At 68.9% G+C, this 16,850-nt stretch carries 8 protein-coding genes and 1 pseudogene; all 9 read right to left on the reverse strand.

Going from position 1 to position 16,850, the window contains the following annotated elements; all coding sequences use genetic code 11:
* Window positions 1-25: 25 nt before the first annotated feature.
* The gene (locus AAFN69_RS06905; protein ID WP_347727412.1) at window positions 26-562 is read right to left on the reverse strand and encodes a sporulation protein; all 537 of its coding nucleotides are present in this window, start codon (window positions 560-562) and stop codon (window positions 26-28) included.
* A gap of 55 nt (window positions 563-617) precedes the next feature.
* Window positions 618-899, reverse strand: a pseudogene (locus AAFN69_RS06910) (transposase); the annotation flags it as partial.
* A gap of 606 nt (window positions 900-1,505) precedes the next feature.
* Window positions 1,506-2,336, reverse strand: coding sequence for a phytanoyl-CoA dioxygenase family protein (locus AAFN69_RS06915; protein ID WP_347727413.1), 831 nt, complete (start codon window positions 2,334-2,336; stop codon window positions 1,506-1,508).
* 11 nt (window positions 2,337-2,347) lie between these two features.
* Window positions 2,348-7,408, reverse strand: a complete 5,061-nt coding sequence (locus AAFN69_RS06920) for an amino acid adenylation domain-containing protein (RefSeq protein ID WP_347727414.1) — start codon at window positions 7,406-7,408, stop codon at window positions 2,348-2,350.
* 131 nt (window positions 7,409-7,539) lie between these two features.
* Window positions 7,540-11,541 carry an amino acid adenylation domain-containing protein gene (locus tag AAFN69_RS06925; RefSeq protein WP_347727415.1) on the reverse strand — a complete coding sequence of 1,334 codons (4,002 nt, stop codon included), beginning with the start codon at window positions 11,539-11,541 and terminating at the stop codon, window positions 7,540-7,542.
* A gap of 43 nt (window positions 11,542-11,584) precedes the next feature.
* Window positions 11,585-13,360 (reverse strand): ABC transporter ATP-binding protein, encoded by a 1,776-nt coding sequence (locus tag AAFN69_RS06930; protein WP_347727416.1) that lies wholly within the window; start codon window positions 13,358-13,360, stop codon window positions 11,585-11,587.
* Window positions 13,357-15,201, reverse strand: coding sequence for an ATP-binding cassette domain-containing protein (locus AAFN69_RS06935; protein ID WP_347727417.1), 1,845 nt, complete (start codon window positions 15,199-15,201; stop codon window positions 13,357-13,359). Before AAFN69_RS06935 ends, AAFN69_RS06930 begins: the two co-directional genes overlap by 4 nt.
* Window positions 15,198-16,559 carry a condensation domain-containing protein gene (locus AAFN69_RS06940; RefSeq protein ID WP_347727418.1) on the reverse strand — a complete coding sequence of 454 codons (1,362 nt, stop codon included), beginning with the start codon at window positions 16,557-16,559 and terminating at the stop codon, window positions 15,198-15,200. The genes AAFN69_RS06935 and AAFN69_RS06940 overlap by 4 nt, the downstream gene beginning before the upstream one ends.
* Window positions 16,556-16,849, reverse strand: coding sequence for a phosphopantetheine-binding protein (locus AAFN69_RS06945; RefSeq protein ID WP_347727419.1), 294 nt, complete (start codon window positions 16,847-16,849; stop codon window positions 16,556-16,558). The genes AAFN69_RS06940 and AAFN69_RS06945 overlap by 4 nt, the downstream gene beginning before the upstream one ends.
* Window position 16,850: the final 1 nt, after the last annotated feature.

Genomic DNA, 16,850 nt, shown 5'->3' on the forward strand with positions numbered 1-16,850 from the left:
CTCCACACCTCCGAGGAGTGGAAGGTTATCCGAGGCCGAGGAACGTCCGGTAGACCGCGTCCCAGGCGGGCGGCGGCGTGACGGCGACCGTGGAGCCGGACGTGTGGTCACGGGCCCTGCGGAGGTCGGCATCCGCCCGGACGCCGAGGAAGCCGCCGAGTTCCTGCCCATGGAGGCCCGGCACCGGCAGCCATGCCGGCAGGGCCAGCGTGAAGGGCAGGGTCCGCTCCTCCCCGGCGGCGATTTTCCCGGCGGCGCCGGGGACGCGCTCGGCGAGCAGATCCGTGTCCGACGAGGGCCTTCTCGCCCATGACGTCCGGGGGCGCGGGTACCGGCCGCCCTCCGCCACCTCCCGGGGCAGGGCCGGATAGTGCGCCAGTTGCGCTGTGAGGGTCAGCCGGACGGAGTCGACCGTGACGGGAACCGTGCCCGCGCGCAGGACGACCGTGCCAGTCAGGCGGCCTCCCGGTTCCGCCGGTTCGGCGCTCTGGACCACCTCGGCGGCGAACCCTCCGTTGCCGCCCGTCAACCGCTGGAATCCCATGGTTCCCCCCTTGATCACCGGTCCACACCTTCCCACACGGCTCGTGCCGAGGAGTATGGATCCGCCGCCTGGTTGCGATCCGCCGCATGGTCAGTCCGGGCAGATAGGCCACCTCGCAGCCCATGTCCTGCGCGACTGCGAGGGGCAGGGCGCGGATCGACGCGGGCTGGTCGACCACGACGAGCACGGTCCCTTGCTTGGCCTGGAGTTTCGCGAAGACCTCGCGCGGTTCCGGTTCGCTGTTGGGCAGGTGCTTGTCGAACCTCTTCTTCCCGGCCAGAGTGACGGCGGTGGCGGGGTGTTCGCCCTTGCCGACGTCCAGACCGAGGTGGTCGTCGATGTCGCCGGTGTCGATCACGTGTGTCCTTCGGTCGTGCCCGCCCTGCCGCCATTGGCACCGATCGCCACATCCACATGACGAAGAGCCCCCCTGCCTCCCGGAGGAGTCGGTGGTCGTGCCCCTGACCAACGGTCTGTCAGTGCCTCCGGTGACCGGCCCCCGGCGATACCTTCAACAGGGGGAGCAGTCATGCAGAGCCGGAAGCCGGGAGCCCCATTTGCGGGACCACCGAGAAGGCAATGCGGGGAGGCAACAGTTGGACGGATGCGTTGCCTCGGGCAAGTGCGCGTGGTGCGACAGCACCCTTCACACGGTCCGTTCGCGGACTGAACGTGTTGGCCGGACAGGACTTGTGGTGGAACCTCACCGGATGCTCCAACGAGGAGATTTTCCCGACCCGTTCGGATGGGATGACCGGCTCCTGCTTCGGTCGATGTGAAGGGTGCGATGGTGGTCCGCCGGCTGCTCCGAAATTGCCGCCGGGGCCGTGAAGAAGCGTGGGCGGTGCGCTGATCTGGTGTTTGATGAAGTGGTGTGCCCCGATTCTCGCGCGTAGGCGTACCGTCCCGGCGGAATATCCATGCGGGCGGGTCGGATGGGTCACCTGATCCATACCCAAGATCATTGGAAGACGGGCTGCAGGGCCAGCCGGTCGTCGTACCGGGGTACCAGGGGGGTTGTGTCCCGCGCGACCAGGAACTCCGGCCGGGTTGTACGGGTCGGCGCGTTCTTGACGGGGTTGTAGGTCACCACGAGCAGGGCCCGACGGTCCGGGGATGTGTTCCGTGACGAAGCGTGCACGATGTCCGGATCGAAGGCATGGATGGACCCGGCGGGCCCGGTGACGGCGGTCCGGCCGAGTGTCCCGGCCAGTTCCTCGGCGTGGTCCGGGTCCACCGTGTACGCGAGATCGGCTGCCACATGGGTGCGCCAGTCGCCTCGTCTGTCCGTGATCTCCGGCGGGTTCAGCGTACCCAGCCGGTGGGATCCGGGAATCACGATCAGTGGACCGTTCTCCTCGTGGGTGTCGTCCAGGGACACCGCGATGTTGACCGCGTCGGGGCGGGGCATGCCGTCCTCGGTACTCCAGAAGGTGAAGTCCTGGTGCCAGGGCCAGGCAGCCCCTGCCCGCGCCTGTTTGATGTTCACCTTGAACTGATAGACGTAGACCCGGTCCCCGGTCAGCATCTCGGCCAGGGCCACCAGATGAGGATGCCGCACCAGCGAGGTGCACAGCTCATCGAAGGTGTGGCAGCCATGTATCGCGCGAACCGTTCTATTGTCCTCTTCGTGAACGATCTCCGGCCGCCGCTGGCCGCTCAGGCACTCCACGCGTTCCCGCAGCAGTCGGACGGACCTATCGCTGAAGCGATAGGGGAAGCGACACCACCCAGCCTCGCGATAAGCGGAGGCAACGCCGTCGGGGAGGGGGCCGGATACAGTTGTGGGCATGGAGGACTCCTTCACTTGCCGGTCGGGGCGGGACGCATTCGGCGCAGGGCGGGACGTACCTCTGCCCGCCCGTCCCCCGCGGTGAGACGGGCAGCGAGGTTCCGCACGGTCGGCCCGTCGAAAAGAACGCGTATGTCCAGCTCGCAGCGGAGTTCGGTGCGGATACGGCTGATGAGCCGGGTGGCCAGCAGGGAGTGACCACCAAGGTCGAAGAAACTGTCCTGCGCACCAACCTCAGGTACATCGAGCACCTCCGCGAAGAGTCGGCACAGCACCTTCTCCTCGGCGGTGACCGGCTTGTCGCCATGCGACCCGGCCGTGTAGTCGGGAGCCGGAAGCGCCTGCCGGTCCACCTTGCCGTTGGGGTTGAGCGGCAGCGTGCCGAGGAGCACCACGGCGGACGGAACCATGTAATCGGGCAGGAAACCCGCTGCCGCACGGCGGAGTTCCCGGGGGTCGGGCACCGTCCCCGGCCGGGCCACAACATAGGCGACGAGCCGCTTGTCGCCGGGCCGGTCCTCACGCACGACACAGATGACATGTGCAACCGTCGGCAGTGCGGCCAGCACTGCCTCCACCTCGCCTGGTTCCACCCGGAAGCCGCGGATCTTCACCTGGAAGTCGGTGCGGCCGATGAACTCCAGGTTCCCGTGGGAGCCCCAGCGGGCGAGGTCACCGGTGCGATACATTCGGGTGCCGGGCGGGCCATGGGGATCGGCCACGAAACGCCCCGCAGTCAGGTCCGGCCGCTGGAAGTATCCCCGGGCAACCTGATCGCCCGCCAGGTAGAGCTCACCGGGAACTCCCATGGGAACAGGCTGGAGGGCCGGGTCGAGGACATAGGTCCGGGTGTTCCAGATCGGCGGGCCGATCGGCGGGGTCCGCCCCGAGGCGACAGCATCTGCGGTGAGCGTGCAGCCCGTCACCACATGGGTCTCCGTCGGGCCGTAGTAGTTGTGCAGGCGCCTTCCCGGTACTGCCGCGCAGAACTCTTGCAGCGCGGGACGGAGAGTGAGCGCCTCGCCCGCCTGTGCGATATGGACGAGATCCGGAAGTCCGAGCCCCAGGGCCCGGGCGGTCTCCGACACGCTCTCGATTACGGGCATGGGGGCGAAGATCTCATGGACCCTGTACTCCGTGAGCCAGCGCAGCAGCGCCTCGGTGTCCTTGCGGATGTCGTCCCGCGGCACGGCGAGGGTCTTGCCGGAGGTCAGTGCGGAGAAGGTTTCCTGGGCGGCGGCGTCGAAGCTGAGCGAGGCGAACTGGGCGGTGATGGTGCCTACGGAGCCGGTCATGACCTTGGCATGCCAGGCCAGGAGGTTGACCAGCGCCCGGGAGGGCAGGACGACCCCCTTGGGCCGTCCGGTCGAGCCGGACGTGTACAGCACGTACACCGGATGCTCCGGGCGGAGCGGCGTGATGCGTACCTCATCGGTGATATCCGCGTCGGCGAGGGCGGCCAGGGCGTCGCGGGTCCCCTCACTGTCCACGACGAGCGTGCGCGGGCTGTCCGGTGCCCTCGCTGCCATGGCCCGTGTGGTGATGACACAGACCGGTTCGCTGTCCTGGAGCATGTAGGCGGCACGCTCGGCGGGGTAGTCCGGATCGACCGGGAGGTAGGCCGCGCCCGACTTCACCACCCCCAGGAGCGACACGATCTGTTCCAAGGAGCGCTCGCAGACCAGGGCCACCACGGTTTCCGGGCCCACCCCCCGGGCGACCAGGAGACGTGCCATCCGGTTGGACCGGGAGTGCAGTTCCGCGTAGGTCAGCGTCTGTCCCTCGTGAACGACTGCCAGGGCCCCCGGGGTGCGCTCGGCCTGGAGCCGCAGCAGGTCCGGCAGGGTGGCCGGGCCGACCTCACGGGTGGTCGCGTTCCAGCCGTGCAGCAGTCGGCGACGCTCCTCCTCCGGGAGGACGGCGAGTCGGCTGATCGGTGTCTCGGGACGCTCCATGGCTGCTTTGATCAGCCGTTCGAGGTAGCTGGCGATCCTCTGTACGGTGGTGTGGTCGAACAGATCGGTGGCGTACTCGATCCGGACATCGAGTCCGCCGGCTCCCTCGGCAGGCGCCCGCCTCTCCTCAAGGCTGAAGGACAGGTCGAACTTGGCCATGTCCAGGGTGGGTTCGTTCATCTCGCTCACCGGGCCGTCCGTGCTGAGGAGAGGACGCTCGTTGTCCTGGGCGACGAGGAGCACCTGGAAAAGGGGGTGGCGGGCGAGCGACCGGGCTGGGTTGACCGCCTCGACCACGGTCTCGAAGGGGACATCCCGGTTCGCGTAGGCGTCAAGGTCCGTCTCCCGCACCCGGTCCAGGAGAGTGCGGAATCCGGGGTCACCGGAGGCATCCGTGCGCAGTACCAAGGTGTTCACGAAGAATCCGATGGAATCCGCCAGCGCTTCGTCGTCCCGGCCGGCGACCGGGCTGCCGATCGGGATGTCTGTCCCGGCTCCGAGGCGGCTCAACAGCGTCACGAGTGCGGTCTGGAACGCCATGAAGGAGGTCGCTCCCGCCGAGTACGCCAGATGCCGCAGCCCTTGGTGGGTCTCGGCATCAAGGGAGAGCCGCACCGTACCGCCCCGGTAGGAGGCCTGTGGCGGCCGGGGCCGATCGGTCGGCAGATCCAATTCTTCCGGAGCGCCGCTCAGCGCCCTCCGCCAGTACGCCAGCTGTCGCGCGCTGAGGCTGTCGTCCCGGTCGGGGCTGCCCAGCACCGTGCTCTGCCACAGAGTGTAGTCGGCGTATTGGAGAGGCAGTGAGGGCAAGCTCCCGGCGCCCCCGGCGCGCCGGGCGGCGTAGCAGGAGAGGAGATCGCGGGCGAGGACGGCCAGCGACCAGCCGTCACAGGCGATGTGGTGGATCGCGAGCAGGAGTACCGGTTCGGCGGTGTCCGACGTGACGAGGCAGGCGCGCAGGGGTGGCTCTGTGGACAGGTCGAAGCCCTCCCGGAGGAAGGCCCTCCGCTGCCGCTCCGCCAGGGTCGGATCGTCGGTCTCGACGGCGGTGAGGCCGACCACCGCGTCCGCCGGATCCAGAATCCGCTGCCAGGGCTCGCCCTCGATGTCGGGGAACACGGTTCGGAGGCTTTCGTGCCTGGCCACGAGGTCACTGAGGGCGGCTTTCAGCGACTCCTGGTTCAGCGGTCCGCGCAGCCGTAACTCCAGGGGCATGACATACGTGGCGCTGCGTCCCTCGAGTCGATCGAGAAACCACAGTCGCCGCTGGCCGGGGGAGAGAGGTATCCGCTCCGGTCGCGGCGCGGGCGCGGGCGCGGGGCGAGTCACGGTGGGTTGGCTGAGCCGAGCGGCCAGGCCCCGCACCGTGGGGGCATCGAAGAAGTCGCGGATGCCCGCCTCCAGGCCGAGTTCCCGGCGGATACGGCCGAGCAGCCGGATGGCCAGAAGGGAATGGCCGCCCAGTTCGAGGAAGTTGTCCTCCGGGCCCGGGCAATCGATGCCGAGAACATCGGCGAAGAGCCGTGCCAGAAGCTCCTCCCGGGCATCGGCGGGTCGATCGGCGGAGGCCGGCACGGGGCGGTCCGGTGCCGGCAACGCGGCGCGGTCCACCTTGCCGTTGGGGGTCAGGGGGAGTCGCTTCAGAACCACGATGGCGGAGGGAACCATGTAGGGAGGGAGCAGGGCGGAGAGCTCCCGGCGCAGGTGCCGTGGGTCCGGCGCTCCCTCGGGCGCGCGCAGCGCGTAGACGGTCAGCCGCTGGTCGCCGGGCCGGTCCTCACGGAGCATGGCTACCGCCCGGGCTACATAGGGCAGTCGTGCAGTCGCCGTCTCCACCTCGCCCAACTCGACCCGGAAGCCGCGAATCTTCACTTGGTCGTCGGTGCGTCCGGCGAACTCAAGCGCACCGTCGTCCCGGATCCGCGCGAGATCGCCGGTTCGGTACATTCGGGTCCCGGGCGGGCCGTAGGGGGCGGCTACGAAGCGCCCGGCGGTCAGACCGGGCCGGCCGAGATAGCCGCGGGCCAGCCCGGGTCCGGCGAGGTACAGCTCTCCGGTGGTGCCAGGGGCGCAGCGTCGGAGTGCGTCGTCGAGGACGTACGCGGTGGTCCGCCCCAGGGGTCTGCCGATGGAAGGGGGACCGGGCCGCTGGCCGTGGCCGAGCGTCATGGCCGTGGACCAGATGGTCGTTTCGGTGGGGCCGTACGCGTTGGTGACCTCCGCTGCTGCCGTCCGAAGGCGGTCGGCGAGCGGACCCGGAAGTGCCTCCCCGCCCACCAGCGCGCGCACCCCGGTGAGATCGGCTTCCCCGGTGTCGAGGACGGACTGCCACAGGGTGGGGGTCGCCTGCATGACAGTGATGGGGTGGTGTGTCAACAGGCGTGCGAGACGCACGGGGTCACCCTGGTCCGCCTCCCCGGCCAGGACGACGGCGGCTCCGCCGAGCAGTGGGAGGAGGAGTTCGAGGCCGGCGATGTCGAAAGAGGGTGTGGTGACGGCGAGCAGACGGTCTTCGGGGGTGAGTCGCAGCAGGATCTGGAAGGCGTGGAGCAGATGGATGAGGCCGGCGTGGGTGACCACCACCCCCTTGGGGTCCCCGGTGGATCCCGAGGTGTGGATGACATAGGCGGGATGTCCAGGGTGCGGAGGCGCGGTGCGCTCGGTGTCGGTGAGATCCCCGGTGCCGCGTCCCGGGTCCGGTAGCCCGTTGCCGAGGACGATGATCGGAACCTCTGTGGCCTGGAATCCGCCTGTTTCCCCAGGGGCTGCGGGGGGACGGTGCCGGTCGGTCAGGATCAGAAGGGGCCGGGCGTCCCGGATGACCCGGGTTCTGCGCGCCGGGGGGTGATCCGGGTCGAGCGGGACGTATGCGGCCCCTGTCTTGGTGACGGCCAGGAGGCAGACCAGTAGCTCTTCGGAACGCGTCAGTGACAGGACCACCCGGTGTTCCGGGCCGGCCCCTCGCTCGGTCAGTAGCCGTGCGACCCGGTTGGCACGGATGTTCAGCTCGGCATAGGTCAGGGTGCGCTCACCGCAGATCAACGCGGTATGTCCAGGCGTCCGGCGAACCTGCCGCTCGAAGAGTTCCGCTACGGTTCTGGCACCGTTCGACTCCATGCTTCACCGGCCTCCGCTCGGGGAACCTGCTGCTTGGAGAAGGCGTTGCCACTTCGTCAGCTGTGCGGGCGCACGCCGCTCATTGCCGGACAGGACCTGCGACGCCGCGTCGGCGCTGCCGGAAGGGCTGTTCACACGGGCTCCCGAGGAGTCGGTGGTGCGATGCTTTGCAGAACGGCGGACAACAGTGCGCCAGTGGTGGCGGCACCGGTGGTGAGCATGGAGTGGTGGTCGCAGCTGGCCCTGTGCTCGCTGATCTCTCCGGTGGTGTAGGGCCGCCAGGCGGGAGCTCCGGCGCCTGGGAGGTCGGCGGTGATCAGGGTGAGATTCCCGTCGAAGACATCCGGGACGAACTCGCGTTGCAGACGCAGATTGTTGATGCCCACGTTGAGCACGGAGCGGATCTGCTCGGTGCCCGCGTCGGCCAGTGGCGGGAAGCCCTCGCGGATCCGGTTGAGATCCCCGTTGGGCCCGAACTCGGTTTCGGGGTGTCCGGATCCCTCGAAGGGGCCACCGAGTAGATTGTGTACCGCCTCGGCCATCAGATTTTTCTCTTCGGCGGGGCCGGAAGGGTCCATAGGGCGGGAGAGCGTGGCCGGCAGCGGTGGATGACTGTCAAGCAATACCAGCAGGTCCACCGCCTCACCGGACCGACGCAGCCGTGTTGCCATGGCATGCGCGACACATCCGCCGTAGGACCAGCCGAGCAGGTGATACGGTCCGGTCGCCTGGACCTTCCTTATCTCGGCCAGATAGTCCTCGGCCATCTCGTCCACGGAACCCGGGAGCGTGACGGCGGGATCGCCCGGCGTCGCGATCCCGCGGCCTTGCAGCCCGTACACCGGACGGGTCGGGTCGATGTACTGCAGGAGACGGAAATAGCACCAGCTCAGTCCGGTTCCCGGGTGGACCATGAACAACGGGGCACCGACGCCCTGTGCGCGCAGCTCCAGCAGCACCCCGTACATGTCCTGGGTGGGCTGCGCTCCGGCCAGACTCCGGGCGAGGGTCGCGGGCGTCGGCCACCGGAACAAGCTCGGTAACGGAACATCCATCCCGAGCGTCCGTCGGATGATCCGGAGGAGAGGGACGGCCAGCAGAGAATGACCGCCCTGGGCGAAGAAGTCGTCGTCCGCACCGACACAGGGGACGCCGAGGACATCCGCGAAGGTCTGCGCGAGTAGGGCCTCCAGCGGTGTCCGCGGACGTGCCCCGCCCCTGGCGGCCGGCCGTGGGTCGTGGAGGGCGGTGCGGTCCAGTTTGCCGTTGGCGGTGAGCGGGAAGCGGTCCAGAACCGTCACGACGGACGGGACCAGGGCGGCGGGCAGCCGTTCCGCCAGGGCCTGCCGGAGCAGCGCCGGCTCGGGGGCTCTCTCTCGGGGATCCCTGGCGGCGTAGACGAGCAGCCGCTGGTCCCCGGGGCCGTACTCGCGGACCATGGCGCACGCCGCGGCGACCCCGTCCTGAGCGGCGAGCACCGCCTCCACCTCGCCGACCTCCACCCGTCGGCCGCGCAACTTCACCTGCCCGTCATCGCGGCCGAGGAAGTCGAGTGCGCCGTCCGGCCGCCGACGCACGATGTCCCCGGTGCGGTACATCCGAGTGCCCGGCGGGCCGTACGGGTCGGCTGCGAAGCGCGCCGCCGTGAGCGCCGGGCGGCCCAGATATCCGTCGGCGAGCTGGGCTCCTGCCAGATACAGCTCACCCGGGACCCCGACTGGACACAGCGCGAAGCCCGCGTCCAGCACATGGATCCGGGTGTTCCACACAGGGCGCCCGATGGGCACGGTTCCCCGGTCACCCGGCAGACACGGATGGTGGGTCACATCGACGGCGGCCTCCGTGGGCCCGTACAGATTCTCCAGTGAGACACCGGGCAACAGGCGGTGGAACTCCGCCGCCGTCTCCCGCCCCAGAGCTTCTCCGCTGCAGAAGACCCTGCGCAGCCCCGCGCAGGAGATCGGCACCGAGGGCTCGCCCAGAAACTCCCGCAGCATGGATGGGACGAAGTGCGCCACAGTGACCCGCTGCTCGCGGATGGTTCGGGCGAGCTGCACGGGATCCCGGTGCTCATCGGGGGCTGCGAGCACCAGTGCGGCCCCCACTCGCAGCGGCCAGAAGAACTCCCACACGGAAACGTCGAATCCGAAGGGGGTCTTCTGCAGTACCCGATCCCCCGGCCCCAGTGGGAAGGACCCTTGCATCCAGCGCAGCCTGTTGTCGATCGCCCGGTGCGGGATCACCACCCCCTTGGGCCGACCGGTGGAACCGGAGGTGTAGATGACATACGCCGGGTGGTGGATGCCCGGTGCGGAATCCGTCGCCGGACCACAGTGCTGGATCGGCTGGAAATGGGAGTGCCCGGCCTGGTCGACGACCACCGTGGGGCCGTCGGCCAGGGACAGTTCTCCGCGGCTGGACTCGTCGGTCACCAGGCATATGGGCTGAGCGTCGTCGAGCATCTCGGCGAGGCGCGCGTCGGGTTGGCCCAACTCCAGCGGTAGATAGGCACCGCCGGCGCGGAGAACTGCCAGCAAGGAGATCACCAACGAGGGGGAGCGCGGCAGCGCGACCGCCACAAGGCTACCCGCCCTCACCCCGGCCTGCCTCAGCAGTTCGGCCAGTCGTGCGGACCGTTCATCCACTTCTCGGTAGGTGTAGCGCTGTTGACCGCAGATCACCGCGTCCGCTTCCGGGGTTCGGCGCGCCTGGTCGATGAAGACTTCGTGCAGAGTGGTGGGCGGCAGTCTCCTGGCGCTCGCGGCCCGCTCTGCCAGCAGCCCGCTCTGCTCCGCGTCCGACAGGATCCCGATCCGCGCGACCAGGGTGTCCGGTGCCGTGGTGGCTGCGTCGAGTATCCGGGTGAGGCGGGCCACGAGCGATTCGGCCGTGCTCCGATCGTACAACTCGGTGGCGTACTCAAGGACCCCGCGCACGCCCCCCGGCACCCCACCTGCGCCGTGGTGCTCCGTCAGTTGAAAGGTCAGGTCCACCTTTGCTCCGGGCAGTTCGGCGTCCTCCGGGACCGCACGCACCCCGCCGAAGTCCGGCGCGGGCAGCGCGGTGTTCCCGAACGCGAGCAGGACCTGGAACAGCGGGTGGTGAGCGAGCGAACGTGGTGGGTTCACCGCCTCCACCAATAGTTCGAACGGCAGATCCTGATGGGCATAGGCGGCGAGATCGGCCTCACGGACCCGGCGCAGCAACTGGGCGTAGGACGGATGTCCCGCGAGGTCCACCCGCGGAACCAAGGTGTTGACGAACATGCCGATGACGCCGTCCAGATCCTCCTCCGTCCGGCCCGCGACAACCGTTCCCACGGGGATGTCGGTGCCTGCACCCAGCCGGAACAGAAGTGCTGCCAGCGCCGCGTGCACCACCATGAACAGCGTGCAGTCGTACCGCCGGGCCAGGGCGATCAGTGCCCGGTGTCGCTCTGCGCCCCAGCACACCTTCACGGCTTCGGCCCGGTGCCCGGCCACCGGGGGGCGTGGCCGGTCGGAAGGGAGTGTCAGCGCTGCCGGGGCACCCTCCAGGGCCGCCCGCCAGTAAGCCAGCTGACGGGCGTGCACACTGCCCGGGTCGGCGGGATCACCCAGCAGCTCTCGCTGCCACAGAGTGTAGTCGGCGTACTGCACCGGCAGCTCTGTCCAGGTCGGCGGGCCGGGCCCCGCGGTACGTTCCCTGTAGGCGGTCGCGAGGTCGTCGAGGAGCACGGTCAGTGACCAGCCATCGGCAACGATGTGGTGCATCACCAGCACGAGCAGTGGCTTCGCACCGAACGGCCGGAACAACACGGCGCGCAGCGGGGGCTCGTGTCCGATGGAGAAAGGAGCAGCGATGGCTGCACGCACCGCCTCGGCAAGACCTTCCGCCGTGACGGACACCACGGACAGCCCGGGCCGGGAAGGGTCCGGTTCGAGGATCAGCTGCGCCGGTTCTCCGTCCCGCTCCGGGAAGACGGTGCGCAGGGCCTCGTGCCGAGCCACCACATCCCCCAGTGCTTTCTCCAGTGCCGATTCGTCCAAAGAGCCGTGCAGCCGCAGGGCCGCGGGAAGGTGGTAGGTGCTGTCGGCGCCGTGCAACCGGTTGAGAAACCACAGCCTGCGCTGCGCAAAAGAAAGGGGGAACACCCAGTGTCTCCTTGCTGTCGGCTGTTGGCCCGTCGCAGGCCGGTCAGGTGTAGGCGCGACTCTGTACGCGGTACAGCTCGGCGTACTGACCGTCGAGCGACATCAGCTGTTCATGGGTGCCCTCCTCGGCCACCCGCCCCTGGTCCAGGACCACTATGTGGTCGGCAGCGCGAACGGTGGAGAACCGATGTGAGATCAGCAAGGTGATGTGCCCTGGGGCCCTGAGCACACTGCCGTTGGGGCGGGTGAAACGCTCGAAGAGGTCGTGCTCCGACTGGGGGTCGAGCGCCGCTGTTGGTTCGTCCAGCACGGACAGCAGGGGGCGACGCATCAGCGCCCGGCCGAGTGCGAGCTTCTGCCATTGACCATGGGAGAGTTCCGCACCGTCGAACGCGATTCCGAGCTGGCTGTCCAGTCCTTGGGGCAGACGGTCGACGACCCGCTGGGCATCGGCCGCCGCGACGGCGCGCGCTACCGCATCGTGGTCTTCGGCGCGGGGCAGATCTCCCACACCGACTGTATGGCGTGCGGTGGTCTGCAGCTTGCAGAAGTCTTGGAAGGCCGCGGAGACCCGATTTCGCCAGCTTGTCAGGACCAGTCGGCGGAGCGGGGTCCCGTCGACCAGTATCTCTCCCTCATCGGGCTCGTACATTCCGGTGAGCAGTTTGACCAGGGTGGTCTTCCCCGCTCCATTGATCCCCACTACCGCCACCGTGGTGCCGGCCCGTAGCCGCAGATCCACACCACGCAGGACTGGCGTTGCGGTGCCCGGGTAGGCGAAGGTGAGCCCGCGCAGGGTGACGCCCTCGTTGAGACGGTTCGGCGGCTCCAGGGTGCCGGTGTGGCGGTGCTCGGCGGTGTGGCTTTGCAGCCATCGGTACTGGCGCATGGTGTGCTCGCCTTCCGCGAGCTGCGTGGCGCCGCTGACCGTGGCGCTCAGCTGGGTGCGGAGGTAGCCGGAGATGCTGGCCACCATCAGCAGGTCACCCGCTGTGCCGTCGCCCCGGGCGACCAGGTCGGCCACGAGAGCGAGGGCCGCCACATACCCGGCGGCGAAGCAGGTCCAGCCGGCTGCCTGCCACACCGCGGCCTGACGCTGGGCCCGCACCAGATGTGATGTGGCCTCCGACCAGTAGGCGGAGGCCCGGCGGCTGATCTCCGCGGAACCCCCACTGATCCTGAGCTCCTTCGCGGCGGCGGCCCCGGTCGCCAGCCCGTGCAGATGTGCCTCACGGCGCTCGGCGTCGATGGTCAGGTCGCGAGCCCTGCCGAGCAGATCCGTGGCCCGCCGGGAGAACAGCAGGGGAGGGACGGAGAGCAGGACGAGGAGCGCGAGCGCGGGATGGACATCCATCAGGAGCCAGGCACTGAGGCCCAGGCTGAGCAGCGACGAGGCCGCGCCGACCGCCCCCCAGCAGGCGCCCGCGAGAGTCTCCGTGCTTGACCGAATTCCACTCAGCCGGTCGAGGTAGTCGGGCCGCTCAAGGTGTTCCAGGGTGGGTGTCCGCGCGATGAGGGTGTGCAGACGCTCCGAGAGCACCAGGTCCACCCGCTCGGTGAGGTCCACCTGGAGGTTGTGCTGGACCCGCTGCACCGAGGCGATCAGCGCGTAGGCGAGGGCCCCCACCGCCGCGGCCGGAAGCAGACCGCCGGAGCCGTCCGGGTCGGTGGCATCGGCGACCTCGCGTACGCTGAGCCCAGTGGCTGCGACCGCGAAGGCGTTGACGCAGGCCAGAAGAAGGACGGCCGTGGTGGCGCGTGTGTCGGCTGCGTAGGCGAGACGCACGATCTCCAGGGCGGTGTGAGGGTGCCGCTTCATCCCTCGGCTCCTTCCGCTTCGGGGTCCGCAGGTCCCGTGATGGTGTGGTCGAACCGGTCCGCCTGGAGTCGGTACAGGGCGGCGTATCGGCCGTCGAGTGCCATCAGCTCGTCATGGCTGCCGTTCTCGGTGATCCGGCCGCCATCCAGGAGGACGATCCGATCCGCGCGCCGCACCGTGGACAGCCGGTGCGATATGAGAACGGCGGTTACCCCGGAGACCGCCGAGACGATCTTGTCGTGGAATTCGGTCTCGGCTCGTACATCGAGGTGGGCGGTGGGCTCATCGAGTACCAGCAGTCGGCGTCCGTGTGCGACGGCGTACAACGCCCGGGCGATGGCGAGCCGCTGCCACTGACCGCCGGAGAGATCGACACCGCCAGAGTGCTCCCTGGTGAGCAAGGTGTCCAACCCATCGGGCAGATGCTGGATCAGCGTTCGCGCGCCCGCCGCGTCGATCGCGGCGAGGACGGCCGTGTCATCGGTCGCCGCTTCCGGCGCCCCCAGGGCGATGTTCTCCCGGACGGTCAGCGGATAGTGCACGAAGTCCTGGAAAACAGCGGTGATCCGCCGCCGCCAGGCATCGGCGTCCAGCTCGGCGAGATCCTGTCCGTTCACGGTCACCTGCCCTCCAGTCGGTCTTTGGAGGGCGGCGAGCACTTTGAGCAGGGTGGTCTTGCCCGCTCCGTTCTGTCCCACGATGGCGAGCAGTTCACCTGGGCGGATCTCCAGATCGAGCCCGTCGAGAACGGGTCGGTCCGTACCAGGATAGGTGAAGGAGGCTGAGTGAAAGCGTACCGTTGGTAAATCGGAGGGCGGTTCGGCCCCCTTTGTGCTGTCTGCCTCCGATCCGAGGCCGTCCTGCCGTAGCCGGTCCAGGGACCGCAGCGCTCCGAGCCCGTACTCGATGTCGAATGCCTCGTGGCCCATGGACCCGGCGGCGAACACACCCCAGGCGGCCAGAATCATCGTGATGAGTTCATCCTGACCGGTCCGGCCCGCTTCGAGTCCCGTGCCCGGCACATAGAGCGCGGCGAACCCCGCCCCGGCCGCCAGCATGAACGTCCACCACTGGCGGCGCAGAATCCCCCGTCGCTCCCGCCAGATCTCCTCCAACCATCCTTCCCCCTGGGAGAGATGACGGGCGGTGAGCCAGTCACCGAGTCCATAGAGCCGGACTTCCTTCGCCGCCGCCAGGCCGCTGACGGTGTCGGCCCAGTACCGCATGCGGTGCCGGTCGCCCGCGTGCCGGTCCCAGATCGCACTCAGCCGGATCCACTGACGGCGGATGGTCGCCCGCATCACCAGCGTCACGGTCAGAAGTGCGGCGCCCAATGCCGGTGTGTACCAGGCGATGACGGCGGCGCAGAGCGTCGCTCCCGTGAGCCGTCCGAGCAGGCTGAGCTGACCCACGGCACCGGTTCCCGGGGTACGGGTCCGCCAGCCGCCGAGTTCGCTGACGCGGGCCAGCTCCGTGGTGTAGGCGGTGTTGTCGAGATGGGCGATTTCCCGGGGAGCTGCGACACACAGCCGGATCTCCTTGCGCAGAGCACCGTCTACTCGCCGTGCGACCGCCAGGTCCAGGGGATCCCTGGCGATCTCCAGGATCTGGCCCAGCAGCACCAGCAGGGCAATCATCGACAGTGGGAACAGGGTGCCGCCCGTGCCGTCCTCCTTGAGGACCTGGGTGAGGAGCCAGCCGGTGGCGAGTGCCGTGGCGGGCGGTGTGAGCGCTGCCAGCAGATGGGCACCGAGGAGGGCTGACAGCAGCCTGGGGCCGGCTCCGGAGAGCAGCTGCAGCAGTCTGCCGCGCTCCCCTGCGACTGTGTGCCAGTGAGTCATGCGGCTGTCCTATGCGCAAGGGCGTGCCGACAGGATCTCCTTATCTCGCCCACGGTCTGCGCGGAGCCGTACGCGAGCCTGTGTAGTTGGCGGTCGTACCAGCTCAGAAGGGCGCGCAGTGCTGGGGGCGGCAACAGCCGGGGGTCGGCGCGTATCACCACCGGAACGTCGGGGCCGTTGCGTACCTTGATGTCCAACCGTGGGCCGATCTGCCGGTGGGGCGAGGGCTCCTCGGTGATTGTTCCAGGCTCGTACGATGAGGGTGGGCTGTGGGCGGGAGCGGGGGTGATCCCGAGGGCCATGTAGTTGTAGAAGTGGTCGAATCCCAGCGCAATGTCCCGCTCGCGTTGGACCAGATTGGTGATGGCGACGATGTCGTACGAGCCGAGCCGGTACGCGCGGAGGGCGGAACGCTGGATGCCGGCGGCGAAGTCCGCGAAGGAGGCCGAGTTCGGTCCGATGTCCAGCGCCAGCGGCGCGTACTGGTTCATGGAGCTGACGATGGAGCGCCAGCGCGGACTGTAGCGGTTGCCCGCCTGAAGAGTGAGTACCACCTCGGAGCGCTGTGTCACCTCGGAGGTGGCGAGAGCGGTGAGGGCAAGCAGCAGGTTCTGTGGTGAGACAGCGGTGCGTGCGGCGAGCGTGGCAAGCGCGGGGCTGGTGTGTGGGGACCGAAGGATGGCCTCTACACGGCCCGCTGTCTCTCCGGCGGACTCCGGTAGGGGGAAGAGGTCGGCGGGCAGGGTCCGCATGAGTTCCCGCCAGTGCTTCTCGGCGGCGTCATGACGTCTGCGCCCCACTTCGGACCTCTGTTCCGCAGCGAGTTCGCGTGGCTGGGGCGGGTGTTCGGCGAGCCAGCGGGTCCCGTCGGCGCTGTCGCCCCCGAGCAGGACGGACAGCTCGGCGCAGAGTCGGCGCAGGCCGTATCCGTCCGCGACGATGTGGTCGACCACCAGGGCGACATGGGTGGGTCGTCCGCGGTCCGTGACGATGGCGAAGCGGTGTCCGAACTCGGTGGCACGGTCGATCCGTGGGCGGGCGATCTCGTCGGCGGCATGGGCTGGCACGGCTTGCTCCACCGTCGCGGTGAGCACCGGGACGGCTGCGGGTCCGCCCACGGGGGCGATCCGCTGGACGGGACCAGTGGGTGTCTCGGCGAAGCGCGTCCGCAGTGACTCGTGCCGGGAGCACAGCTCGTCGAGGGCGTCCGGCACCCTGCTCAGCGGAGTTGTGGCGGGCAGCGGAACCGTGGCTCGCAGATAGGTCTCCGACCAGCGGTCGAGGGGGTAGGACCGCATGATCTGCCATACCGACAACTGACCGAATGTCAGTGGATGCTCGTCCGGCCTCCTGGTCATGCACCCGCCTCGGCACGGAGCCGGCTGACCGTCGCCCACAGAGTACGCGGAGTGGCGAAGGTCTCCGCTGTGAGGTCCAGGTCAGGGAACTGCACGCTGTAGGCCTCCTCGACTGCGATGAGCAGACCGACTGTGGCCAGTGAGTCCAGCCCCAGATCAGCCAACGCGGCGTCGGGGGTCAGCGCGGCGCCGCTGGCGAGAGGCACATGTTGCCGAAGAATTGTGTCAAAGCTATCCGGCCATGTGACATGAGTCATCGTCTCAGGATTCCGTTCCCAGTCAGTGATCACG

Source organism: Streptomyces sp. CAU 1734, from assembly GCF_039888735.1.
Taxonomy (GTDB): Bacteria; Actinomycetota; Actinomycetes; order Streptomycetales; family Streptomycetaceae; genus Streptomyces.